A 24,683-nucleotide genomic window follows, 5' to 3' on the forward strand; every position below is an offset into this window, starting at 1 on the left:
TGAATTAAATTTCGAATTAAGAATTCATCAGGTCTTCGATTTCTTCCACAGTAATTGGAATATTCGCCATCAAATTAAATGGTTTTCCGGAAGACTGAATCACATAATCGTCCTCAATTCTCACGCCGAATCCTTCTGCCGGAATATAGAAACCTGGTTCGTTGGTAAACACCATATTTTCAACAAAATCATCTGTTAAGATTCCGTAATCGTGCGTATCCAATCCCATATGATGAGAAGTTCCGTGCATCATAAATTTTTTGTAAGCTGGCCATTTTGGGTCTTCATTTTGGACATCAGCTTTATCAATCAATCCCAGTTGAAGCAATTCGGTAGTATAAACCTCACCCATTTCTTTATGGAATCTGTACCAGTTATTTCCTGCAACCAATCTATCTTCAGCCTCAATTTTACATCTTAAAACCGAGTTGTAAATTTCCTTTTGTCTTTCCGAATACTTTCCGCTCACTGGAATCGTTCTGGTCAAATCACTGGAGTAATTCGCATATTCTGCACCAACATCCAAAAGAATCAAATCGCCTTCTTTGCATTGCATATTATTGGCGATATAATGAAGAACATTCGCATTATTTCCACTTGCAATAATTGGCGTATAAGCAAAACCTCTACTTCTGTTTCTTACAAACTCGTGGATCAGTTCCGCTTCGATTTCGTATTCCCAAACGTTGGGTTTGATGAAATTCAGTAATCTTCTGATTCCTTTTTCCGTGATATTACACGCATTTTGAATCAAGGCTAATTCTTCTGGTTCTTTGATGCTTCTCAAACGCTGAAGAATTGGATTGCTCCTTTTATAATTATGCATCGGGAAATCCGACTGTATTTTTTTGATGAATCGGTCTTCTCTCAACTCCGTTTCTACAGCATTTCTGTAATGTTCATTCTTATTCAGATAAACATTTTCAGCTTCGTACATCAGATTTTTGAAGACTTTATCAAAATCGCTCAACCAATAAACCGTCTTGATTCCGGAAGTTTCAAAAGCTTGATTTTTGTCTAATTTTTCACCTTCCCAGACCGCAATGTGATCGTTGGTTTCTCTTAAAAATAATATCTCACGATTTTCTTCCAAATAAGCATCAGGGAAAATCACCAAAATACTTTCTTCCTGGTCTACTCCACTCAGATAAAAAATATCACGATGCTGTTGGAAAGGCATTGTAGAATCTGCACTGATGGGATAGATATCGTTGGAATTGAAAACGGCCAAAGATTTTGGTAACAATTGTTCTGCAAACTTCTTTCTGTTTTTCACAAAAAGAGAACTTGGAATCTGTTCGTATTTTGTTGTCATTATAAAATGGATTTGAATTACAATTTCCTATCAAATAAGAAATTAATTAAAGTGATCCAAATTTACAAAACATAGCTGTGCAAAGGAGAAACTTAACCATAAATTTTTCATAAAATACGATTTAACATAATATTCACAGCATTTTTACTTATATTTGGAATGCAATATATTCTAGATGAAAGTAAAATACAGAATCATACTTGTTTTTTCTTTGATTATCCTTAGTTTTCTTAGCTATAAAGTGAGTATGGAAAAAGCCAATTCGGATATAAAGTTGCCCAAACTCGCCCTTAATTATAATCTCCAAAAAGATATTATTTACAAAAATACGTCTGAAAATCAGCCATTAAAACTGGACATTTATCAGCCTAAAAATCTTACAACTAAATCTCCTGTTGTTATCTTCATCCACGGTGGTGCCTGGGTTATTGGTGATAAAGAAATTGTTGCACAAAATTACAGAGCGTATGTTTTGGAGGAACTTGTGGACAACAATTACACGGTTATCAGTATCAATTTTACGAATATTAATAATGAAACGCATCTAGATAAAACTTTGCAGGATTGTACAGATGTTCTGAAATGGATCCAGGATAATTCTGAAGAATATCAATTAGACATTAATAACATTGGGGTTTGGGGCGGATCTTCCGGTGCTCACATTGCAATGTTGACCGCTTATAATCAGCAAAACAATATCATTTCCGGATTTCCAAAACTGAAATATGTAGTCAATTTTTTCGGACCATCTGACTTGAATGAGCTTTTCAAAACCGATGCTAATAAGTTACTTTTGAAAGCTTTTAAAATGTCTTATCCGAAAACTTACAACATAAGAAAACAAAAAATAAAGCAGTTGACAGGCTTCGATATTAATACTCAAAAAGAAGAAGCCATCAAGAAAAGCAAAGAATTCTCTCCGGTGACTTACATTACAAAACAAACTGTACCAACTTTGATTTTTCACGGAACCAGCGATAGTACTGTGGATATTTCACAATCTCAATTATTGGCAGATGCATTGGAAAAAAACAAAATTTATCATCAATATTTTGTTTTGGACAATGCGAAACACGCTTTTAGTAATATCAATTTGGATGAAGCTAAAGATGTCGCAAAAAAAACTTTAGAATTCATAAAATTACAGACCAAATATGTACAATAATTGGTTTAAATTTTTTCTCTTTAGAAAATCATTATTTTTACTTTCAGTTTTGGCAGCTGTTGTTTTGAATGCGCAAATTACTTTTAAAATTGTAGAACTTCCTGAGAATACAAATCAAAATCCGAAGCTATTTCTGGCTTCTAATCTTAACAATTGGAATCCGAATGATAGCCAGTTTGAGTTCAAAAAAGATCTGGAAGGTTCATATACATTAACGATTCCTACTCCATCCCAGAAAATAGAATATAAAATCACGCAAGGCAATTGGGAAACTGCTGAAGATTCTCAAAACAGAACTTTGGAAGTTTCTAATTCTTCAAAAACTGTTGAATTAAAAATCCAAAACTGGACGCAGCCAAAAGAGAAAAAGCATACCGCGACTTCTAATGTAAAAATCTTAAGTGAGAATTTTAAAATTCCGCAACTCAATACGACGAGAAAAATCTGGATTTACCTTCCACCTGATTACAAAAAATCCAACAAAAGATATCCTGTGATTTATATGCACGATGGACAGAATCTTTTTGATGAATTCACAAGTTTTTCCGGAGAATGGAGCGTGGATGAAACACTAAATGAAATCTTTTCTGAGACTGGAGAGTCTGCAATCGTCATAGGAATCGACAATGGTGGAGAAACCAGACTGGCAGAATATTCGCCGTGGAATAATGCAAAATATAAAACGAAAGGCGAAGGCGATTTGTATCTGGAATTTCTTACAAAAACTTTGAAACCTTATATCGATAAAACTTACAGAACTCAGAAACAAGCTTCTAAAACCTTGGTTATGGGAAGTTCTATGGGTGGTTTGATTTCGCTTTACGCTTCGGTAAAATATCCGAAAGTTTTTGGAAAAGCCGGAATCTTCAGCCCTGCATTTTGGTTTGTTTCCAAGGATTTGAAGGCCTATCTGAATAAAAACCAAAGCAATCTCAGAAATTCTAAATTCTATTTTGTAGCCGGAAAAAATGAAGATGAAACGATGGTTCCTGAAATTGAAACTGTAAACAAATCGTTGTTAAAGAAATCTGTTCCGGAAAAAAATATTGTTGTGAAAATAGATGAAGATGGAACACATTCTGAAAACTATTGGAAACGGGAACTGAAACAAGCTTTGATTTGGTTGATGAAGTCATAATTTTCAATCCTTCTATATGTATTCTTTGGAATGACAAATCTTATTTGTTGCTAAACGGATATTAGGATGATAAAATCCCTAGCCCCGATTGCAGCGGTTACCCCGCAACTAGCTTTGGGAAAAGCCATGGCGTGAGGAGTATGAGCGAAAAGCGGGAAATAGCTCCAAAAAATTCAAAATAAAAACACTAAATTTGCAGCATTTATGGAAAGCAACAGACAAAGAAAAGTAGCGCAAATTATTCAGGAAGATATGGCAGAAATCTTCCGCAAACAGGCATCTGAAAGTAAAGAGAGCTTTTTGGTATCGGTTTCTGACGTGAAAGTAACTGCCGATTTGAGTATCGCAAAAATATATTTGAGCATCTTTCCGGCTGAACTGAGAAAGCCGATTATGAAAGAAATCAACACCAATAATGCTTTTTACCGCAACTATATTGGACAAAAAATGTCTAAGCAAGTGCGCATCATTCCGCAATTGTCTTTTTACATCGACACAAGTCTGGACGATGTAGAACGCATCGAAAGAGAGCTAAAAGGCGAAGGCGACAACCCAATTCTATAACCTGCGACTGTATTGAAAAATGCTTTTTACATAGCATCTCGATATCTGATTTCTAAAAAAGGAAGTACAGCAGTTACCTTCATCACTTGGCTGGCGGCTCTTGCGATGGTGGCGGCTGTGGCAGCGATGTTTATCATCATTTCGGTTTTCTCCGGATTGGAGGAAATGAACAAGCAAATGATTGCCAACCTGCACGCAGATCTTACTATCAAAAGCAAAACCGGGAAGATTTTACCGGATATTGATAAAATCCAAAGCTCGCTGAAGAAAAATTTTGATATTGCTCATTTCTCAAAATTGATAGAGGAAAAAGTCTATCTGAGTTATAAAAATAATGGGGAAATTGCTTACCTGAGAGGCGTAGATTCTGCTTACACAAGTGTGAATCCTATCAATGAAAATATTTTCTATGGCAAATATCCCGATTTCAAATACAGCAATGAGGTGATTATGGAAAATAGTCTGGACAACAGACTCTCGCTTCCTGTGAACTCTAGTCAAGATTTTGCAACGATTCTGATGCCGAAACCTGGAAAAGGAATTATCCAGCAAGAGAATGATATTTTTAATAAGAAAGACATTTTCGTCAGTGGAATTTTCCCTGGTAATGACCAATTGGATAATTACATAATTGCTCCGATAGAATTAACACAACAACTTCTTGGACTTCCAAAATCGGCTTGTTATCAAATCGTGATTAAGCTGAAAAATCCTGCCAATGCAGAAATCGTTAAATCTAATCTGTCTAAAGAGTTTGGAGATAAAATAGTCATCAATACAAAATCTGAAGAAAATGCAGCTTTTTGGAAAATGATTAATACCGAGAAACTGATGATTTATCTAATCTTTGGTTTGGTGATTTTCATTACGACATTCAATTTGGCTGGAGCGATTACTATTTTACAATTAGACAAAAAAGACCAGGCGAAATCCTTAGTCGCTTTAGGGTTCAATAAAAAGAATCTTAGGATGATTTATTTCTTCACAGGATTTTTGATTGTCTTCTTTGGAATTATGATGGGACTTGTGATTGGTTCGGTGATTTCTTATCTGCAAATAAGAACAGGGTTGTTCCGTGCCAGTGAGACCTTACCTTTTCCGGTTAAAATAGAAATGATAAATTATATTATTGTTTCTGTTACAGCTCTATTCTTTGGGCTTTCTATTTCCTGGATTTTTTCTAAAATTAATAAAAGATATATTTCGGATAATTAGAATCTTGTTGGTTCTCATTTGCGAAATCCCTTACTTCTTAAACAGTAAAAACCTGTTGTTAAATATTTAACATACTGATAAAATAAAAAATACAGATAAAATTATCTGCATTTTAGAATTTTGCACTTATAACATTAGCATTTTAAAGATTATTAAAAAAAATCATCTGAATAGTAGCAAATCAATGTATAATGTTAATAATTAAATACTTTATTTATAAAATTATTTTATACCTTTAGCGCCCTTAATTTTTTGAAATGAAAAAATGTATTTTTATTCTTGCTGTTGGAATGTTCGGCATTACAAATGCGCAGATCCCGACAGGTTACTATGACAGCGCAGCCGGATTGACCGGATATGCGCTTAAAACTAGACTTGGAGAAATCATAACTGCTGGTTACCAAACCAAAAGCTATGATAATCTTTACAATGGTTATCCTACAACAGATACTGACAAATTCTACGAAAATGATGGTAGTGTTCTGGATATCTATTCTGAAAATCCTACTGGTACAGATCCTTACAATTACCAGCACGGTGTAAAAAAATGTGGTAACTATGCCAACGAAGGAGATTGCTACAACAGGGAACACTCTATTCCACAGAGTCTTTTTAATGAAGCAAGTCCAATGGTTTCCGACATCCAACACATCCTTCCGACAGACGGGAAAGTAAACGGAATGAGAAGCAATTATCCTTACGGTAAAGTAAACAATCCGACTTGGACTTCTAAGAATGGATCTAAAGTTGGACCTAATGCTTCTTCTGGCTATTCAGGTACAGTTTTCGAGCCAATCAATGAGTTCAAAGGTGATGTTGCGAGAGTAATGTTGTATTTTGTTACAAGATACCAAACAAAACTTTCTGGTTTCTCTAGTGGCAATATGCTTAATACAAGTAATGTTAATCAAGGATTGACGACTTGGGAATTAAATCTTATGTTGCTTTGGCACCAGCAAGACCCAGTTTCTGAAAGAGAAATTACAAGAAACAATGCGGCTTACAATTACCAAAAAAATAGAAATCCATACATCGATCATCCAGAATATGTTGCTCAAATCTGGGGAACTGTAATGGCTGTAGACGACGCTTCTTTTTCTAAGAATTTGACTATTGCTCCAAACCCTGTAAAAGGTAATGTTATTAGCATCACTGGAGATAAAGATTTGAAACAATTCAAAAAAGCATTTATCTATAATATGGTAGGACAAAATGTTCAGACCATTGAAAATCCGTTCCAAGCTGGAAACACAATTACTTTGAAAAATTTACCTAAAGGCGTATATATTCTTAAAACCGGAGAATTAAACACCAAATTTATAATTGAGTAATCAAAACAAATTTATTTCAATGAAAGACAGAAATTAATTTCTGTCTTTTTTTTATTTCGCAATATTAAAAATCTAAAATTTTATCGAATAGAAAATACAATATTTAATTAATAATAAATTACTGCTACAATGTTAATAATTAATAACATTAATCAATCATAATATTTTATACCTTTAGCGCCCTTAATTTTTTGAAATGAAAAAAAGTATTTTTATTCTTTTGGTTGGTATGTTTGGTATTACAAATGCGCAGATTCCAACCGGTTATTATGATGGAACTGACGGACTTACCGGCGCCGCACTTAAGACTAAACTAAGCGAAATCGCTACACGAGGCCACCAAGACAAAGGTTACAATTGGGGTGTTTTTTCTTCAGCCGATAGAGACAAATATTATGAAAAAGATAATACTGTTTTAGATATTTATTCTGAAAATCCGACCGGACCAGATCCTTACAATTATACAATGGGAGCTAATCAATGCGGTAATTACAGCGGAGAAGCATCTTGTTATAACAGAGAGCATACCATTCCAAAATCGACGTTCGACGATAGAACACCAATGCATAATGACTACCACCACCTTTTACCAACTGACGGTTATGTGAATGGTAGAAGAAGCAACTGGCCTTATGGAGAAGTTGGAACTGCAACTTGGACTTCCAGAAATGGCTCAAAATTAGGAAGCAGCAAACTGAATGGTTATGGCGGAACCGTTTTCGAACCAATCAATGAGTTCAAAGGTGATATTGCGAGAATCTATTTCTATTTTGCTACAAGATATCAATCGTTAATTACCGGATTTAATTATGATATGTATGACGGAAGCACTTTTAAAGTATTTGCTGAGCCATTTTTAAGTATGCTTTTAAGATGGCACCAGCAAGATCCTCTATCTCAAAAAGAAATTGACAGAAACAATGCCGTTTATGCATACCAAGGAAACAGAAATCCATTCATTGATCATCCAGAATATATTGCTCAAATCTGGGGAACTGTAATGGCTGTAGATGATGCTTCTTTCTCTAAGAATCTTACAATTGCTCCAAATCCTGTAAAAGGAAATACAATTCAGGTAACAGGAGACAAAGACTTGAAACAATTCAAAAAAGCATTTATTTACAATACTGTTGGACAGAATGTACAAACGATTGAAAATCCTTTCCAGAATGGAAATACAATCACTTTGAAAAATCTTCCAAAAGGTGTTTACATCTTGAAAACAGGAGAATTGAACGCGAAATTCATCGTTGATTAATTGTCTTAAACAAATATTAAAAACCTGAAATCAGTTGCTTTGGCAGCTGATTTTTTTTACCTTGAAACTTCAAAAAATCTAAAAATGAAATACAACAGACAGCTTTTCAAAAAGCTTTTTTTCTTGGCAATGATTCTCAACTCTCTCCTATTCTTTGCTCAGGATAAACCTTATTGGAAAGAAATCCAGGAATTCAAAAAATTAGATGAAATCAACGGAATTTCTAAGAAACCAATTCTATTTTTAGGAAGTTCATCTTTTACTTATTGGAAAGACGTGAATGATTATTTTCCAGGAAAAACGATTATCAACAGAGGTTTTGGAGGTTCCAGATTATTAGATCTAAATAATTATTCCGAGGAACTTCTCACGCCTTACAATCCTAAACAGATTGTTATCTATTGTGGAGAAAATGATATTGCTACAGACAATCCTTCTTCAGCCGAAGTTTTAGAAAGATTCAAAACATTCTTTGGAAAAATCAGAGCTAAATATCCGAAAGTTCCGGTAGCTTATGTTTCTATCAAATATTCACCAAGCCGTGAACAGTTTTGGCCGCAGATGAAAGAACTTAATCAATCAATACAAGCTTACCTTAAAACTCAAAAAAGAGCAAAATATATTGATATTACAAAAGTAATGAATGACGAAAACGGAAAAGTAAAAACCGACATTTTCAAAGAAGATATGTTGCATATGAAGCCTGAAGGTTATCGACTTTGGGCAAAAGTGATAGAGCCTTATTTAAAATAAATTTTTGAAACATAAAATTAATTCCTTAGTTCTTAAATAATTAAGGAATTTTTTATTTTTAATTTGTATTTATTCTAAATTACTTTATATTTGCAGCTATGATTTCAACTGTTATTCCTTTCAAGATTGCCCCTTTGGCTCCGGCTTACAGAAACGATGAAATGATGTATTGCGACAAGAAAAAATGTTGCAAAAAATTCAAGAAAGGGAAACGTTGTAAAAAATGTCCGGGCAGATTGAAAATCAGTTAAACATCATCCAGATAATCATAGCAGCCAATGCTAAAAATATAAATATAGAAACCAGTCGTTTAGATTGATTTTCTTTTTTTGCAGGTTTCTTGAAAGATTCAGATGGATTGTTTAAAGATTCTTTTTCATCAATTGTAGATTCTGATTCTGCTAATTCTGTAATTGTAATTCCCTGAACAATTGTTTTATGAAGAACAGTATTTGTCGCGTGGAGCAAAATCTGGAATTTCCCTTGAGAATCAAATTCTTTTATTCTAATCGTCCTTTCACCATTCGGTTTTTCTAATCCAAAAGGAACAATTTTTACCAAGTCCGCATCATAAGTATTCCAATAAATAGTAATTTCCTCACCTTTTATTGCTCGGATTTTACTAGCAGAAAAATTCTTGATTTTCGGAGGAAGAATACTTTTCACATTTCTCTGCTGACTGGAGAGATTTTGGTCATACAACTTTCGTCGTCCATCATCCATCAAAGTTTCATAAGCTTCCTTGATCTCTTTGAATCTATCAGAAAAGAACTCATCATTATCATTTTTATCCGGATGATATTTCAGAGACAATTTTCTGTAGGCTTTTTTGATGTCTTCTGCAGAAGCATTTTGAGGAATTCCGAGAAAGTAATAGTAATCCTTCACAAAGCAAATTTAATGATTCCGTTTATTTTAATAACACTCAAAAATTAATTTCTCACTAATTTCACGGATTATGCAGATAGAAAATCAGCAAAACTTGCCCGGTTTGCGAGAAATAAAAGCAAAAAAAAACGAAAAGCAATCACTTTCCGTTTTTCTTAACAATTTAATTTAATTTTTTAAAAAATTATTCTGCAGTTCTTGGTTTGCAGCATCCTCTTCCAAATTGCGCTCTCACTTTCTCCTTCAAAGAGTTGTATTCTTCGTCATTCATCGTTCTAATTCTGTCTGCAAAACCGAACGGTGTTCTTTCCTTCACATCATATTCGTCGAAGATTCCTCTTACGAATGCTTTTCTTTTTTGCGCTTTTTTGGCGATGATTGCGATAGCTGCTAAACCTGCGATGGCTAAAATTCCTTTTTTCATTTTTTTAAAGTTTTACGTTTTACATTTAGGAAGACGCAGACCTAAATCTTTTACTTTAAATAATTATTGGGGCGCCTTTATCCGCCCTCCGTTCCCACTTTTTTTTAGCAAAACAAAAAATAGCTCCACTCAGTTCGGGGCGCGCTGCGAAAGTAATTTTCTCACAATTTCAAATATTATTAATTATAGTTACTTTTGTTTATAAGTCAATCACATTAAAATGAAAATAATCATATCGATATTTATACTACTTTTGACCAGCAACATTTTTTTCTCTCAAGATTTAAGACTATATACTCCTATATTAATAGTCAATGCTAAAGACACAATAATTGATGGGAATAAAGTTAATAAAGTAGTTGCTGACTATTACAATCCCGATTTTAAGAAGATGGAAAAAGAGTATTTGAGATATGATTCCAATTCTCAAGTAGTAGAAATTTATGATAAGAAATCAAACTTTTTTAAGCCTTTTATTAATCTGAAATTTCAAGGAGAAACTATAGAAAATTATTTCGGAATGTTTAAATATTTCAAAATAATTCAGAACACGAAAAATGAATTTAAAACCTCATCCGCGACCGGTAATTTTCCAAGTCATTTTGAAAAAATTAATTCTATTGAGATCTTACAAAAAGAAAAAAGGTATTTAATATTAAAATTTAATTACTCAGATATTTATGGCTTCAGGGGTTTTGGAGTTTTAAGCTTAACAGATTTTCAATAAAACACTTAAACAAAAAACCTTGCCCATCCCAAAGCTTTTATTTTAATAGTTTTCATTACTTTGTCGAAAACACCTTTATGTACAAATTATTATTTCTTGTAATTTCCAGCATTTGTTTCAGTCAAAAAAATGAATATTTTTCTGATTCAAAAACAGTTATAAAAGCTAATCAATACAAAATCAATATCACACAAAACAATAAAGGCAAACAACCCGTTGTAGATTTCATTTTATACAAGAAATCTGCTAATCAATGGATTCAAATCCAATTGGGAAATTTCAGAAAAGAAGAAAGCAATCTATATGTAACAACCGATGAAGACCTGAATAACGACGGTTATAATGACATCAAAATTTCTTTTGCGCAAGCTGCCCGAGGCGCCAATGAGATAGAAAAACTGTTGATATTTGATCCAAAACAGCAAAAATTAATAGACATAACTAATTCTCAAGAATATCCTAATCTCCATTACAATCCAACGAGAAACTGTATTAATTCTTATATGTTTTCGGGGAGCAACACTACGTTATTTTTCAAACTCAGAAATAACAAATTGGAAAACTTTGCAAAAGTCGAATTTTATAACGATAGTGTTTACAGTTATAAAATTAAAAATAATGAACAGATACTGCTAAAGAAGAAGCCTTATCAATCTTCTGACGCCGCAGTATTCTTTTCAGATTTTGATCCTATCAAAGAATAGAAAAAAGCTTTGCAATCGCAAAGCTTTAATTTTAGTTAGTTTTCATAAAGTCAAAAGCGCCTTTCCGTAAATGGATTCCATATTCCAGCCAAGCCTTCATACAAGCCAGAAAATTGGCCCAGCCTTCGGTTTGACCGATTGCCCACTTTATACCTTTATCGTCTGTGTTATGCCCTTCCTCCGCAACTTTTATCACTGTGTTATTTTCAGATAATTGTTGCAATTCTATTGTCACAACAGATTTTGGATCCCAGACAAAAACAATTTTTTCATTGGGAATTATTTCTTTCGTTGTCAATGGATAAGAACCATCAAATTCGGGAAAAGACCAGAAAATTTCTTTACCGGCTTCCATTCTTCCGGAACCTTTGGAAATGAAATAATTCTGCATTATTTCAGGATTGATAATCGCTTCAAATACTTCTGAAACAGGCTTCTGGATTCCGATAGAAGCTTTTGCTGTTACTTTTTCCATAGATTTATTTTTTTTAATTAATCACAAAGACACAAATATCTAAATTCTAAATCTGCTTAAAGGCAAAAGGGATTTTGCTAAACAATACAACTTTGTGCCTTTGTGTAAAATTTTTTATCCTTCGTAACCAGAATCTTTGCTGTGATTAACCATCCAGCAAACACCGTATTTGTCTTTGAAGCTTCCGAAATAGTCGCCCCAAAACTGGTCTTCCATTGGCATTTCTATTTCTCCACCTGCAGAAAGTCCGTTAAAGATTCGGTCTGCTTCTTCCCTACTTTCCGGGAAAATAGAAATATAATTTCCGTTTCCTTGATTCAGTTTGTGTCCCATAGACGGAACGATGTCCGAAGCCATCAAAAGGTCTTTTCCTATTGGTAATGCGATGTGCATCACACGGTTTTTCTCATCTTCGGAAAGATGTTCTGTTCCCGGAGCGTTTCCCATTTTCATTACTCCGCCTACGAATTCGCCACCGAAAACGGATTGATAAAATTTGAAAGCTTCTTCTGCTGTACCATCAAAATTGAGGTATGAATTTAATTTTGGCATTTTTAATTTATTTTGTGATTAATGTTAGTACTTTAAATCTTTATCAAAGTCATATGTCATTCCTTCATAGCCAAGGATTTTTCTCATCAAACCTAATTGTCCTGACAAATAATCTTCCCGTCCAATGCACATTCCAACAAAATTGAGAACATCTTCTTTGAAAAAATCAACGCCCATTCCCATTGGGAAATCTTTATCTAAATCTTCGTCTGTAACTTCCAATAACTTTTGATAAACCAAAGGCGAAATCTTGTGGAAACTTTCCCTCAATTGTGCTAATGTGGGATAAATGAAGTTCTCATCCAAAGCTTTTCCCTGGAAAAACAAGTCGCTGAATGGGTCTTCTTCTTTGAGTCCCAAAACCCAGCCCAGGCTATAACGCATATTGATAAAATTCCCAACCATCCAAATGATATGATTGGTTTTTTCATCGATTCTTTTCTTTGCATCTTCCTCAGAAATTCCGTCCAAAACCATTACAAATGTCTGCGAATGGGCACGGAATGCAGGAATGATTATTTCTAATTTTTTTGAGATTGGTTTATCCATCATTTATGTTTTTAAATTAATTTTCAGAAAGACTCTTTACGACTTCTAAGCCTTTGTTGAAGCCTTCATCCATCATATCTTTGTAGCTGCTGTCGACATCGACTTCAACTTTCAGGGTTGTTTTTCCATTATTGCTTTCAAGATAGTAAGCCTCCAAACTTCCATTCCAAGCTTTTACTTTTTCGCTGTCAACATCCTCAACTCCATTAGTTAGCTCACCAAGATGTTTAAACACCAAATGTTTTGGCTTCTCGATACGTTCTATTGTACTTACCATTCCGTTTTGTCCACTTGCTTCTGTAAAATACGTTTTCCCTCCAACTTCCCAATCTGTTTTCATCACAGAACCCGGGCTGAAATAATGCGTCCATTGAGAATAAGTTTTGTCATTCCACAAAATATCCCAAACTTTTTCTGCTGACGCATCAATCTCGATTTGATATCTTAATGTTTCCATAACTTTTTAATTTATGAGTTGTAATAAGCGTCTTCTATATCTTTGATGATAATTTTTTTCATTTTCATCATTGCGCCAAATGCTTTTTGAGCCTTTTCCACTTCGTGCGTATTAGTCAATTCTATTAATCGATGCGGAACAATCTGCCAGCTAAAGCCATATTTATCCTTGAGCCAACCGCACATACTTTCCGAGCCTTCTTTTGTGAATTCGTCCCAATAATAATCGGTTTCATCTTGGTCTTTGGTCATTACGGTTATAGAAGTTCCTTCTGTAAATTGGGCCTTATGGTCGTGTGAACTATCCATCGCCATCATCACATAATCATTGATGATAAACTGAGAATGCGCCACATTTCCAACCACATCACCTTGTCCTTCTACATATTCCATAATGCCTTCTATTTCAGAATCCGGGAAAATGCTTGTATAATAATTCAGAGCTTCTTTACATTTTCCGGCATTATTCCCAGTAAACATCATTACCGGAGAAACTTTTTGCTTGGCTTTCTCAGCTGTAAAATATAACTGCCAGGAAATCCCATATTGGTCTTCTACCCAAGCATATTTTTCGCTCCATGGATAAGCGTCCAATTCCATCATTACTTTTCCTTTTTCAGCAAGTCTGTGATAATAGCTTTCTACTTCTTCAGCAGAATCACACATCATCATTAATGATAAAGTCATATTAGGTTTGAACATTGGACCAGCATTCAGGAACATTAATTTCTGACCTTCGATTTCTATGTTAATAACCATTGGTGTATTAACTGTAATCTCTGTATTTCTGAAGACAGAAGTGTAAAACTCTGCCGCTTCAGCGCCATTTTGGTTGAACCAAAAGCAGGGAAATATATTGTTGTTCATTATTTTTATTTTAGAAATTAGATTTAAAATTTTGTAATCTTCCAAGTTTTAACACAAAGACTACAAAGTTTTTTAATAAAACCGCTTTTAAGTCACAAAGGCGCTTAAACTTATAAAAATTTATATAATCTTTTGTGACTTTTGTAGTTCATTCTAAATACTTTCTGAGTAAGACTTAAAATTATCCAAAATTGCTTGCCAACCGTCTTTTTGGAATTCCAAAGGATTTTGATTTTCCGGGTCAAAGTTTTCAGTCACTTTTGTTTTGTCATCAGACAATTTTTCGAAAATAATTTCAACTTCTCGTCCATCTTCCATATGATATTGGATTGATTGATTTTCTTTAACCTCATCATAAATTCCAACGAAGTCAAAACCAAAACTTCCGTCCTTTGCCTGCATCCTGACTTCCAATTTACCGCCAACTGTTAAATCATTTTTAGCAGAAGGACATTCCCAGCTTTCGTGGGCGAAATTCCATTTCACAATATGTTCCGGATTATTGAATGTGTTCCACACCTCATTAATTGGTTTATTGATTTCTGCTGTTACTTTAATTTTATTCATTTGAATTTCTTTTAAATCAAAGTTAATTTTATTCTGATATGCCCGACTTGTCTTAGGACAATAATTGGTCATAAAACAAAAAATCACTCTTAAAAAAGTGATTTTCAATATCTTTATTTTTTAAAGTTCAATGGATATTTTACATTACTGTAACTATCGATACTTGCTTTGAGCGACCCAACTGCAAGTTCTGCTTTTATGAGGATTGGTACTCTGTTTTGGTCATTTGTCACCCACATTGTCACGCCTTCTTTCTGTTTAAAAACTCTTCCGCTAATTACCGAAGGAATAATTTTGAGACAATTAATTTTACCAAATTTGGTTGACAAGTTCTCTGTTCCGACCACTTTCAATTGAAAAGGAAATAATTCGTCATCAATCCAGACATTCATTTTCAACACGCTTCCGACTTTCAAATTATCCGCAGACTGACTTCTCAAATAATAAAAACAAGACAACATATCCTGAATATCATTTGGAACTTTAATGGTTTTTGCAGGTCTGTCCGTATGTTTTTTATCAACCAAAACCAATGAGTTGTTAGCGGGATTAAAAGTGCTTTGCAAATGTTGCGTATAACTTCCTTCAGAAACGTTTCTTACGTAGAAAAGCGGTTCCTTGTTCTCATTAATATAACTTTCATATACATCTTCTACTTTGAAAAACGCTTTAGCTGCACCACTTGTTTTTCCAACTCCTCGAACGTAGAAAGCAGGCTGACCTTTATAGGATGTTTTGGTAGTTGATAAAGTGGCATTCCCAGCCGTAATAAAACCATAGTGAATTCTATAACTCAAGACCTCGCCAGCATTGATATTATCAAATTGTGCTGAAGCTGATGTGAACCATAAAAAACTGATAAGAAATAACAGATTCTTCATTAAATATTATTTATAGGCTAAGTCTAAGACAAATTATTTGCCAAATTTAAAAAATAAAACCCTCCGTTTCCGAAGGGTTTTAGAGTATGTATCAAATTACATAATATTTGTACCGTCTGGAATAACCGCATTTTTCTTTATCACAACAATTCCATCCTTGATAGAGTGTGTGTCATAATCGCCGTCCGGATGATGTTTTCCTCCGATGATTCTTACATTGTTTCCGATGTAACAGTTTTTGTCAAGAATAGCTTTATCAATATAACAGTATTTTCCGATTCCCATACTCGTGATTCCATCTTTCTCATTTTGAGAAACTTGCTGAGCAGTTTGGTAATAGTCCGCACCCATTACATAGGAATTCACAATTGTTGAGCCTCTGTCAACTCTGGTTCTGTTTCCGATGATGCAATTCTCAATCTTATCTGCTAAAATGATACATCCATCGCCGAAAATCGTTTTGCTGACATACGAACCATTAATCTTCGTTGGAGGAAGCATTCTCGCTCTAGTATAAATAGGATTAGAGCTGAATAAATTGAATTGAGGTAAATCCTGCGCTAAATCCAAATTAGCCTCATAAAAAGACTCAATTGTTCCGATATCTGTCCAATAGCCATCATATTGATAACTTAAAACATTTAGATTTCCGATGGATGCTGGAATGAAATCTTTTCCAAAATCATCACCTTCATAATCGGCAAAAAGCTTTCTAAGCACATTCTTTGTAAATACATAGATTCCCATTGATGCTAGATATTCCTTACCTTGAGCTTTGCTTGCATCGCTAGTTTCAGAAGTCCAATCTGATAGAACATCCAAACTTGGTTTTTCTGTAAAAGCAGTAATATTGCCATCTTCATCTGCTTTCATAATCCCAAATCCAGTTGCATCTTTTGCAACTACAGGAATCGTCGCAATCGTAATATCGCCCCCTTTTTCTTTGTGGAAATCTATCATTTTCTTGAAATCCATCTGGTAAAGCTGGTCACCGGAAAGAATCAGAATATATTCATATTCATATTTTTCAAGATGCTTCATAGTCTGGCGAACCGCATCTGCCGTTCCCTGATACCAGTTTTCATTCTCTACATTCTGCTCAGCCGCCAAAATATCGACAAATCCTTTGCTGAAAATATCAAAGTGATAGGAATTCTTGATATGGGAATTCAGTGATGCAGAATTGAATTGCGTCAACACCAAAATCCTGTTAAGTCCCGAGTTGAGACAATTGGATATAGGAATATCGACCAAACGGTATTTACCAGCAATTGGAACTGCGGGTTTGGACCTCGTATAAGTCAAAGGGAATAATCTGCTTCCACGTCCACCTCCTAAAACGATAGAAATTACGCTTTCATTCATAATATGTTTTTAGTTATATATATTTATTAAAGTTAATGATAGTTTTCAAATATTAAGCCAATGTTAACAAAAAAAATTAGTAGTTATAGAGCTGGGAATAATTCTGTGCCGATTTCTCCCAAGAAAAATCAAAAGACATATTACTATAAATCAAACCTTTCATCAAATCTTTCTGGCTGTAAATATGCAGCGCTCTTTTTATGGCGTGAACAGCATCTTCTGCACCAGCATTGGTAAAATTAAGTCCACTACCACCAGTCGAAATATCCTGAACCGTATCTCGTAAACCGCCTGTATATCTCACAATTGGAATGGTTCCATATCGCATAGAGTACATTTGGTTCAGTCCGCAAGGCTCAACCCGACTTGGCATTAGCAAGAAATCTGCCGAAGCGTAAATCTGATGAGACAAATATTCTTTATAACCCAAATCTATAGCAAAATTAATATTGAATTGATATTGCAATTCCTTCAGCCTGTTCTCGATTTGTGGGTTTCCGGAACCTAAGACAATAATATTTAAGGAGCCATTGGTTTCCTGAATACTTTTTTCAACAATCTCTGGTAAAAGGTCAGCACCTTTTTCACCAGCAAATCGTCCTATGAAACCGAAAAGCGGAAGATTGGGATTGAGCCCATATTCTGCGCAAATGGCTTTTTTGTTTTCCCATTTTCCTTCTTCTGCATAATCTCTGTTGAAATTGAACTTCAGCATATCATCTGTTTGCGGATCCCAAACTTCGGTATCAATTCCGTTGATGATTCCGAAAGCTTTTTGGCGTTCCTGATTCATCAATGGTTCAAGACCTTGAAAACTGTAAAATAACTCTTCCAGATAACCACTAGAAACTGCATTGAAAGCATTGCAGGTTTTAATCATCGTAGCCATCGGATTGATTCTTCCGCTCCAATCCAATAATCCCGATTTTTGACCATCAAAATGGGGAAGAAAGCTGGACATCTGCCAATTCATACTGCCCTGATACTCACCATTATGAATGGTTCCGATGGTTTTGACACCTTTCAGGAATCGGAATTCATAACAATTATCTATCATAAAAGGGACTAATCCTGTATGATAATCGTGGCAATGTAAAACATCCGGACGGATCTGCATCGCACTCAGCCAATGCAAAACACCGTGTTGAAAAGCAATGAACTGCTCGCTCTCATCCCAATAGCCATAGACATTTTCTCTATCCAAAAGTCCCGGAATTTTAACCAAATACAAATCAAAACCTAAAGATTTATCTTTCTCTTTGAAAACCTGAACCTGATACATATGGGAAGATTGATGAATAAAACCATCAAACACAATATCGAAGTCGTGATTGTAGAAAAACGGTTTGTTGTACCAAGGCATTATCACGCTGGCATCCAATCCCATTTTGTTTTGATATTTGGGTAAAGCGCCCACCACATCCGCCAGTCCACCAACTTTTGCGACAGGATAACACTCCATAGAGAGATGAAATACTTTCATATATTTCTTAGTTTATTTTTTACGTTTCAGGAAATCTGCAATTTTAGATTTCTTTATTAGTTTACTTTGTTTCAATACCATACCTGATAAAGGTGGTAATTTTATAATGATTGAGTTCTTTCTGTTATTCCAGCCTTCATCTAATCTTTGGGAAATGACGGCTTCTACTCCGCTTCCGCTGTATTTTTCATCATCGGAATTCAGGATTACTTTCCAGTCTGTATTTTCATCTACGCCAATTCTGTAATCAAAACTATTGGGTGTTAAATTCAGAACAGTCATCAGAACTTCTTTGTCGTATTTGCTTTTTCTGAGATAGATAAAAATTGAGTTGTCTCTGTCATCGCCATCAACCCATTCATAACCATAAGGCGAGAATTGCAATTCGTACAAAGCAGGATGAGTCTTATATAAGAAATTCAAATCTCGTACAAACTCCTGAAGATTTTTATGTACAGGATATTGAAGCAAATGCCAGTCAAGGGAACTTGTGAAATTCCATTCGTTGGTTTGGGCAAACTCGTCACCCATAAATAATAATTTCGTTCCCGGATTTGTGAACATATAAACATACATTGCGCGGAGATTGGCAAACTTCTGCCATTCGTCACCCGGCATTTTGTAAATCAAACTACTCTTTCCGTGCACTACCTCATCGTGAGACAAGGGCATCATATAATTTTCATTATACATATACGTGCTCGTGAAGGTGATTTTGTTGTGATGGTATTTCCTATGAATTGGATTTTCTTTAAAATAGTCCAAGGTATCGTGCATCCAGCCCATCATCCATTTCATTCCAAAACCGATTCCATCATCATGAACAGGCTTGGTTAATTTTGGAAAATCGGAGCTTTCTTCCGCAATGGTCTGAACATCCGGAAATTCTTTATAAACTGCTGTATTAAAATCCTGTAAAAACTGTTTCGCTTCCAGATTGACATTTCCACCATAGATATTAGGTTCCCATTCGCCATCGTTTCTTGAATAATCGAGATGAAGCATAGATGTTACAGCATCTACACGCAATCCATCAACGTGATAACGGTCTAGCCAAAATATTGCATTTGAAATCAGGAAAGATTTGACTTCGGGTCTTCCGTAATTGAAAATATAGGACTTCCAGTCGGGATGAAAGCCTTTTCTCGGGTCTTCGTGTTCATATAAAAAAGAGCCATCAAAGCGGTGCAAGCCATTGGCATCTCCCGGAAAATGAGACGGAACCCAATCCAGAAAGACACCGATATTATTTTTATGAAGTTCAGAAATCAAATACATCAACTCCTGTGGTCCACCGAATCTGGAAGTTGCCGCGTAAAATCCCGTAATCTGATAACCCCAACTCGGGTCGTATGGATATTCCATAACCGGCATAAATTCTACGTGTGTAAAATTCATTGTTTTGAGATAGGGGACTAATTTGTCCGCTATTTCGCCATAACTAATAAAACGTTCAGGATTATTTGGATCACGCATCCACGAACCTAGATGCATTTCGTAAACCGAAATTGGAGATTCGAGACTGTTGTATCGCCAGCGTTTTTCCATCCATTCTTTGTCCTGCCACTCGTACCAAGTGGTGCAAACTGCAGAACCTGCCTGTAGAGCATTCTCAAAGCAAAGTCCATACGGATCCGCTTTTTCTAACAAAATTCCATCGGTTGTTCTGATGCCATATTTATAAACTTCACCAAAATCCAAGTCTGGGATAAAACCTTCCCAAATCCCAGATTGATCCCAACGCCCAGCCAACTTGTGAGAAAAAGAATCCCAATTGTTGAAATTTCCCATTACAGAAACTTCTGTTGCTGTTGGTGCCCAAACGGCAAAATAAACACCGGAAACTCCATCGACCTCCACTTTGTGAGAGCCGAACTTTTCGTAGAGCCTCGTGTGTTTTCCCGAACGGAAAAGATAAATATCAAAATCGGAGAATAGTGAGTATGGCAGAACCGACATAGGTTAAGTATAAATGATGAATGATTAATTATAAATGATGACTTGTTAGCAATTATAATACCTTTACCAAGATAGCGAAATAAATCGTTATAGCATTATAATAATTTTGTTAATAAGTATTAAAGTTGAGTACCTGTGGTAATAGAGCGTAGAATGCATTGTAAAAACTAAATTTTAAATCTTTTTGATTTTATAAAAAATCTAACGGGCTCTTTACTTTTGCTTTGGAAACATCTGTGATTTGGGTATATATTTCTGTGGTTTTGATATTATTATGCCCAAGCAATTCCTTTATTACCCTGATATCAGTACCATTTTCCAACAGATGTGTTGCATAAGAATGACGTAGCGTGTGAACCGATGCTGGAGAAGTTATATCTGCTTTTAGTAGAGCATTTTTCAGGATATTCTGTACACTACGCTCGGAATATTTTTCATTGGTCTGTCCTTCAAATAGAAAAGATTGAGGCTGATAAAATTTGTAATATACCCTCAATAACTCTACCAGCTTGGGAGAAAGCATCACAACTCTGTCTTTTTTACCTTTAGCCTGCCTGATAAGAAGTACGTTTTCGTGTGTTTTGATGTCTGATATTTTCAGTTCCAAGACCTCACTAAGACGCAATCCACAAGAATAGATGGTGGTTAAAATTGCTTTGTGTTTAATATTTTCTGTAACGTCCAGAATCTTTTTCACTTCTTCCCTTGTGAGAAAATTAGGAAGTTTATGCTCTTTCCGTTTGGGATACAGATGTTTCAAATTGACGTTACGCAGAAATATCTCTTTGTAGAACTTGGTAATGGTAGCAATCATTGCCTTTTGATAAGACTGCCCCACTTTCTTTTTATTGACCAACCATATTATAAAATCTTCCAACTGCTGCTGGGTGATTTCCTCCGGATTGAATTTGGCCGAGACTTTTAAAAAGTATGCAAGATGCGATGTGTAGGTCTTTATACTTCTTTCCGCATAACGTTGCAGGCGAAGAATGGTCACAAATTGCTCTGTAAGATTTGGGTTCATCATTTGTTTTTTTTGCGTTTATCCAAATATAGAAAAAAAATAAATAAATCGTTTACAGCTGATTAACTTAAATTAGAAAAAGGATAAGCGCAAGTTTATATGTCTTGTATTGACGCAATGCGTAGATTTGGATGTTAGCGGCAAGCAATCCAAAACTACTATCAAAACAGAACACTGATGAATGAACTAAAATCCTACGAAAGTTTCGATGAACTTGAAGAACAAAACATATATTGGACAGACAGTAAAAGTGTATTTTATCGAAACTTTCAAATAAAAAGTGCTGACTTAGAAAGTTTTGAGCATTTTTTTGGTGTTTGGGCAAAGGACAAAAGAAATTGTTATTCAGGAGCAACTAAACTTAAAGACGCTGACCCAAACACGTTTTCTGCATTAAATATGACTTATGCAAAAGACAAAGAAAATGTTTGGGTTTTGGCAGGGGTAATTAATGATGCTGACGCAAATACTTTTGAAATCTGTGATAGTGGGCAACATTCTTTAGGAAAGTCATTAAAAAGAATTAATGACCGAAAATTTCTACACGAAAGTTTTGTTCCTTATGGCTTTGGACGTGATAAAAATAATGTTTATTATTATGACTTTCAGGGAAAAGGAAAGATTGTAAAAAAAGCTAACGCTGAAACTTTTGTATCACTTAATGACAGTTATTTTGGACACGACGACAAGTGTGTTTTTTGTGGAATTTCAGTTATACCAAAAGCAAATCCAAAAAGTTGGGAAAAATTTAAAGAGAATTATTTTTACTCAAAAGATAGGACAAACGTTTTCTATTTTAACCGACAAATAAAAGATGTAGATGTTGATACTTTTGAAATTGTAGAACTGCCAAGAATTACAGGAACTGCAAAACAATATGCTAAAGATAAATTTACGGCTTATTGGAATGACCGTAAAATTAGCTTTGCAGAATTAAACAAAGAAATAGAAGAAGCAAAAATATATTACGATAAAATGATAGAACTTCTAAAATGACATTAGCCTGCCGCTAACAAGGGTTTTGCAATAATGGGGCGAAACTGCAAAGTTCAACGGTAGTTCTTCGGTTCAACTTTAGTGCAAAATTGAAGATTTGTGCTTCGATTGCCCCACCATCGCAAAGGCCCCGAAACGTTTGTGGCAATTTTACAGAAGCCCGAACATAAATGTATAAAATGGCAAAAAAGAAAAAAAAGCTTCCGAAAAATTTTGATGAATTAATCAAAGAAAATAACATCGACAATCTCAAAAAAGTATTTGATACTTGTGAATTAGATGCAAGAGGTGGTTACGGAAAAGCAACCGCTCTTAGTTTTTTCAATGTTCCTGATGCTCTTGTTCGCTGGTTGGTAGAAAATGGAGCAGATATTGAAGCCGTAGATGATTACCAACGAACAGCACTTCATCAACACACAATGGCTCGTAGTGGCAAGATTGCAATACTCTTAGAACTTGGAGCAAAAGTAAATGCTATGGATAAATATGGCGACACACCTTTGCATTTTGCAGCAGGAAGCAGTTTTAATGTTACTTCTGTAAAAAAATTGATTGAATACGGTGCTGATACCAATGCGCTAAATGCAAATAGACTTACACCACTCGAAAGAGCTTTAAGCCGTGCAAATAACCTCGACATTGTAAATTTGGTAGAAATATCCAAAATCTTATTGGAAAATATAGAAATAACTCAAAAAATGCAGGATCACATTACTCATATTGGAGAAAACTTTGAGTTTCACCGTGAAAAATTCAATAAAGATTATCTGCAGGAAACAGACGAAGCGCTTAACAAACTTTACAATATATACAAAGTTCAACCTGTAAAAAAACGTATTATGCACGATTGTGTATCACCAATTACAGTAAATGGAACAACTTGGCAAAAACAATTTGAGGAATTATGGGAACTTCTTATTCCATCAAACGGAAGTGCAAAAAGTGTACAAGGAGAAGTTGTGCGAATTTCCGGTAAAGTACGAGACGAAATATATAGAAACGGTAGCGGGAATTGGAATATTGATTTCAAAAAAATGTTGGACGCATTTCTTGTGCATTTATCTTCGAGTAATGCTTTATCAGCTAACGAACTTGAAAAAGCAAATTCACTGGTACAAAATATCCGAAAAAATGGAGATGCCGAAACGGAAGAACTTAACTATTTATGTGAACTTGCTACAAAATGGACACTTCTTAACCCAACACCAATTTTACTTGACAAACCAAATTACAAAAGATAAAAAACTACCTAGCAAGGGTTTGGCAAATGAAAAGCTTAAATACTTTAATTGAGCATTTTTGCGAGGTTCAACATTAGTAACTCTGTTTAATTTTTTATGCTAAAATCTTAGGTTCCGGCAACCCCCGAAACGTTAGCTATAATGCCACAAAATGCGAACAAAATGAACAATATCCAAATAAACAAAATTAAAGAATATGAGAAAAGTACAAACATTAGGAAAATTAGTTTTATTTCTTTATTTCTGTGTTTGGCGATTGTTTTACCTCTTGGATTTTATATTCTTACAATAAATGAAGCACTCCCGTTTAAAAACGTAGATAGTGAAAGCTTTGACAGCAGAATGAAAGACAGTTTTTTATTCGCATTTATATTATTTGGATGCTTATTGCTTTTAATTGGACCTTTTGTCTTTATAATAAACAATATGTTTAAGAGATATTTAAAATTTATTAGAACTCTTAATGTGGATGACGCTGAAAAACTATTATCTCTGAATGAAAAAGAAAATTTTATTTATAAATATATGCCATCATATATAGTAAAAGAAAATACAATTACATTCTTCACTATGTTTCATCAAAATACGATAAATTTTAATGATATTATCAGTATTGAAGTTAGACAAATATTCCATAAAGGATATAAGGCTTTTGTTGTAATTAAAACATTAAACAATAAGTATTCTTACACTTTATCCGGAAACTCATTTAAGGTTAGAAATTTAATAACCGAAGCTTTGACAGCTAATCCTAAAATAATTAATAATGAAAACTGGAATTATTAG

Annotated in this window: 27 protein-coding genes; 13 read left to right on the plus strand and 14 right to left on the minus strand. The window is 34.5% G+C overall.

What is annotated here, in order from left to right; genetic code table 11:
- Window positions 1–16: 16 nt before the first annotated feature.
- On the minus strand, window positions 17–1,315 hold the full coding sequence (locus tag KI430_RS05855) for an aminopeptidase P family protein (RefSeq protein WP_248877322.1): 1,299 nt from the start codon (window positions 1,313–1,315) through the stop codon (window positions 17–19).
- A gap of 175 nt (window positions 1,316–1,490) precedes the next feature.
- Between KI430_RS05855 and KI430_RS05860 the strand changes: the two genes are divergently transcribed.
- From KI430_RS05860 to KI430_RS05895, 8 genes are all read left to right on the plus strand, one after another.
- Window positions 1,491–2,480 carry an alpha/beta hydrolase gene (locus tag KI430_RS05860; RefSeq protein WP_248877323.1) on the plus strand — a complete coding sequence of 330 codons (990 nt, stop codon included), beginning with the start codon at window positions 1,491–1,493 and terminating at the stop codon, window positions 2,478–2,480.
- Complete coding sequence (locus KI430_RS05865) at window positions 2,470–3,618, plus strand: alpha/beta hydrolase (protein ID WP_248877324.1); 1,149 nt, start codon at window positions 2,470–2,472, stop codon at window positions 3,616–3,618. Before KI430_RS05860 ends, KI430_RS05865 begins: the two co-directional genes overlap by 11 nt.
- A 204-nt stretch (window positions 3,619–3,822) precedes the next feature.
- The gene (gene rbfA, locus KI430_RS05870) at window positions 3,823–4,182 is read left to right on the plus strand and encodes a 30S ribosome-binding factor RbfA (RefSeq protein WP_074233633.1); all 360 of its coding nucleotides are present in this window, start codon (window positions 3,823–3,825) and stop codon (window positions 4,180–4,182) included.
- Between the two features lie 12 nt (window positions 4,183–4,194).
- A complete protein-coding gene (locus KI430_RS05875; RefSeq protein ID WP_248877325.1) occupies window positions 4,195–5,397 on the plus strand; it encodes an ABC transporter permease in 1,203 nt (400 codons plus the stop codon).
- Window positions 5,398–5,654: 257 nt separating this feature from the next.
- Window positions 5,655–6,728 carry an endonuclease gene (locus tag KI430_RS05880; RefSeq protein WP_248877326.1) on the plus strand — a complete coding sequence of 358 codons (1,074 nt, stop codon included), beginning with the start codon at window positions 5,655–5,657 and terminating at the stop codon, window positions 6,726–6,728.
- A 196-nt stretch (window positions 6,729–6,924) separates the two neighbouring features.
- Window positions 6,925–7,986, plus strand: a complete 1,062-nt coding sequence (locus KI430_RS05885; RefSeq protein ID WP_248877327.1) for an endonuclease — start codon at window positions 6,925–6,927, stop codon at window positions 7,984–7,986.
- Between the two features lie 84 nt (window positions 7,987–8,070).
- A complete protein-coding gene (locus tag KI430_RS05890; protein WP_248877328.1) occupies window positions 8,071–8,739 on the plus strand; it encodes a GDSL-type esterase/lipase family protein in 669 nt (222 codons plus the stop codon).
- A 98-nt stretch (window positions 8,740–8,837) separates the two neighbouring features.
- Window positions 8,838–8,990, plus strand: a complete 153-nt coding sequence (locus KI430_RS05895) for a hypothetical protein (protein ID WP_248877329.1) — start codon at window positions 8,838–8,840, stop codon at window positions 8,988–8,990.
- On the opposite strand, the gene KI430_RS05900 is transcribed toward KI430_RS05895, so the two are convergent.
- Window positions 8,983–9,627, minus strand: coding sequence for a J domain-containing protein (locus tag KI430_RS05900; RefSeq protein WP_248877330.1), 645 nt, complete (start codon window positions 9,625–9,627; stop codon window positions 8,983–8,985). The genes KI430_RS05895 and KI430_RS05900 overlap by 8 nt on opposite strands.
- 184 nt (window positions 9,628–9,811) lie before the next feature.
- The gene (locus KI430_RS05905; protein ID WP_089872632.1) at window positions 9,812–10,051 is read right to left on the minus strand and encodes a hypothetical protein; all 240 of its coding nucleotides are present in this window, start codon (window positions 10,049–10,051) and stop codon (window positions 9,812–9,814) included.
- Between the two features lie 220 nt (window positions 10,052–10,271).
- Here KI430_RS05905 and KI430_RS05910 point away from each other — a divergent pair, with 220 nt between their 5' ends.
- Together KI430_RS05910 and KI430_RS05915 are read left to right on the plus strand one after the other, a co-directional pair.
- Window positions 10,272–10,778 carry a hypothetical protein gene (locus KI430_RS05910; protein WP_248877331.1) on the plus strand — a complete coding sequence of 169 codons (507 nt, stop codon included), beginning with the start codon at window positions 10,272–10,274 and terminating at the stop codon, window positions 10,776–10,778.
- A gap of 77 nt (window positions 10,779–10,855) precedes the next feature.
- The gene (locus tag KI430_RS05915; RefSeq protein WP_248877332.1) at window positions 10,856–11,482 is read left to right on the plus strand and encodes an XAC2610-related protein; all 627 of its coding nucleotides are present in this window, start codon (window positions 10,856–10,858) and stop codon (window positions 11,480–11,482) included.
- 31 nt (window positions 11,483–11,513) lie between these two features.
- Here the strand turns inward: KI430_RS05915 and KI430_RS05920 are convergent, their stop codons facing one another.
- The 11 genes from KI430_RS05920 to KI430_RS05970 all read right to left on the minus strand — a co-directional run bounded on the left by KI430_RS05920 (window position 11,514) and on the right by KI430_RS05970 (window position 21,663).
- Window positions 11,514–11,957: an SRPBCC domain-containing protein gene (locus KI430_RS05920; RefSeq protein WP_248877333.1), complete on the minus strand. Its 444-nt coding sequence runs from the start codon at window positions 11,955–11,957 to the stop codon at window positions 11,514–11,516.
- Window positions 11,958–12,071: 114 nt separating this feature from the next.
- On the minus strand, window positions 12,072–12,509 hold the full coding sequence (locus KI430_RS05925; RefSeq protein WP_248877334.1) for a VOC family protein: 438 nt from the start codon (window positions 12,507–12,509) through the stop codon (window positions 12,072–12,074).
- A gap of 24 nt (window positions 12,510–12,533) precedes the next feature.
- Window positions 12,534–13,058, minus strand: a complete 525-nt coding sequence (locus KI430_RS05930; protein WP_248877335.1) for a DinB family protein — start codon at window positions 13,056–13,058, stop codon at window positions 12,534–12,536.
- Window positions 13,059–13,074: 16 nt separating this feature from the next.
- Window positions 13,075–13,515, minus strand: coding sequence for an SRPBCC family protein (locus KI430_RS05935; RefSeq protein WP_248877336.1), 441 nt, complete (start codon window positions 13,513–13,515; stop codon window positions 13,075–13,077).
- Window positions 13,516–13,526: 11 nt separating this feature from the next.
- A complete protein-coding gene (locus KI430_RS05940; protein WP_248877337.1) occupies window positions 13,527–14,381 on the minus strand; it encodes a VOC family protein in 855 nt (284 codons plus the stop codon).
- A gap of 153 nt (window positions 14,382–14,534) precedes the next feature.
- Complete coding sequence (locus KI430_RS05945; RefSeq protein ID WP_248877338.1) at window positions 14,535–14,948, minus strand: SRPBCC family protein; 414 nt, start codon at window positions 14,946–14,948, stop codon at window positions 14,535–14,537.
- Window positions 14,949–15,061: 113 nt separating this feature from the next.
- Window positions 15,062–15,829: a DUF3108 domain-containing protein gene (locus KI430_RS05950; RefSeq protein WP_248877339.1), complete on the minus strand. Its 768-nt coding sequence runs from the start codon at window positions 15,827–15,829 to the stop codon at window positions 15,062–15,064.
- 96 nt (window positions 15,830–15,925) lie between these two features.
- Window positions 15,926–17,194: a glucose-1-phosphate adenylyltransferase gene (locus KI430_RS05955; protein ID WP_248877340.1), complete on the minus strand. Its 1,269-nt coding sequence runs from the start codon at window positions 17,192–17,194 to the stop codon at window positions 15,926–15,928.
- A 76-nt stretch (window positions 17,195–17,270) separates the two neighbouring features.
- Window positions 17,271–18,677, minus strand: a complete 1,407-nt coding sequence (locus KI430_RS05960; RefSeq protein WP_248877341.1) for a glycogen synthase — start codon at window positions 18,675–18,677, stop codon at window positions 17,271–17,273.
- A 12-nt stretch (window positions 18,678–18,689) separates the two neighbouring features.
- Window positions 18,690–20,636 (minus strand): 1,4-alpha-glucan branching protein GlgB, encoded by a 1,947-nt coding sequence (gene glgB / locus KI430_RS05965; RefSeq protein WP_248877343.1) that lies wholly within the window; start codon window positions 20,634–20,636, stop codon window positions 18,690–18,692.
- A 190-nt stretch (window positions 20,637–20,826) separates the two neighbouring features.
- Window positions 20,827–21,663, minus strand: a complete 837-nt coding sequence (locus KI430_RS05970; protein WP_248877344.1) for a tyrosine-type recombinase/integrase — start codon at window positions 21,661–21,663, stop codon at window positions 20,827–20,829.
- Window positions 21,664–21,837: 174 nt separating this feature from the next.
- Between KI430_RS05970 and KI430_RS05975 the strand changes: the two genes are divergently transcribed.
- The 3 genes from KI430_RS05975 (at window position 21,838) to KI430_RS05985 (ending at window position 24,683) form a co-directional block, all read left to right on the plus strand.
- On the plus strand, window positions 21,838–22,656 hold the full coding sequence (locus tag KI430_RS05975) for a DKNYY domain-containing protein (RefSeq protein ID WP_248877345.1): 819 nt from the start codon (window positions 21,838–21,840) through the stop codon (window positions 22,654–22,656).
- A 179-nt stretch (window positions 22,657–22,835) separates the two neighbouring features.
- Window positions 22,836–23,897 carry an ankyrin repeat domain-containing protein gene (locus KI430_RS05980; protein ID WP_248877346.1) on the plus strand — a complete coding sequence of 354 codons (1,062 nt, stop codon included), beginning with the start codon at window positions 22,836–22,838 and terminating at the stop codon, window positions 23,895–23,897.
- A gap of 162 nt (window positions 23,898–24,059) precedes the next feature.
- Complete coding sequence (locus KI430_RS05985) at window positions 24,060–24,683, plus strand: hypothetical protein (RefSeq protein ID WP_248877347.1); 624 nt, start codon at window positions 24,060–24,062, stop codon at window positions 24,681–24,683.

The sequence above is a fragment of the Epilithonimonas zeae genome, assembly GCF_023278365.1.
In the GTDB taxonomy this organism is placed as follows: domain Bacteria; phylum Bacteroidota; class Bacteroidia; order Flavobacteriales; family Weeksellaceae; genus Epilithonimonas; species Epilithonimonas zeae_A.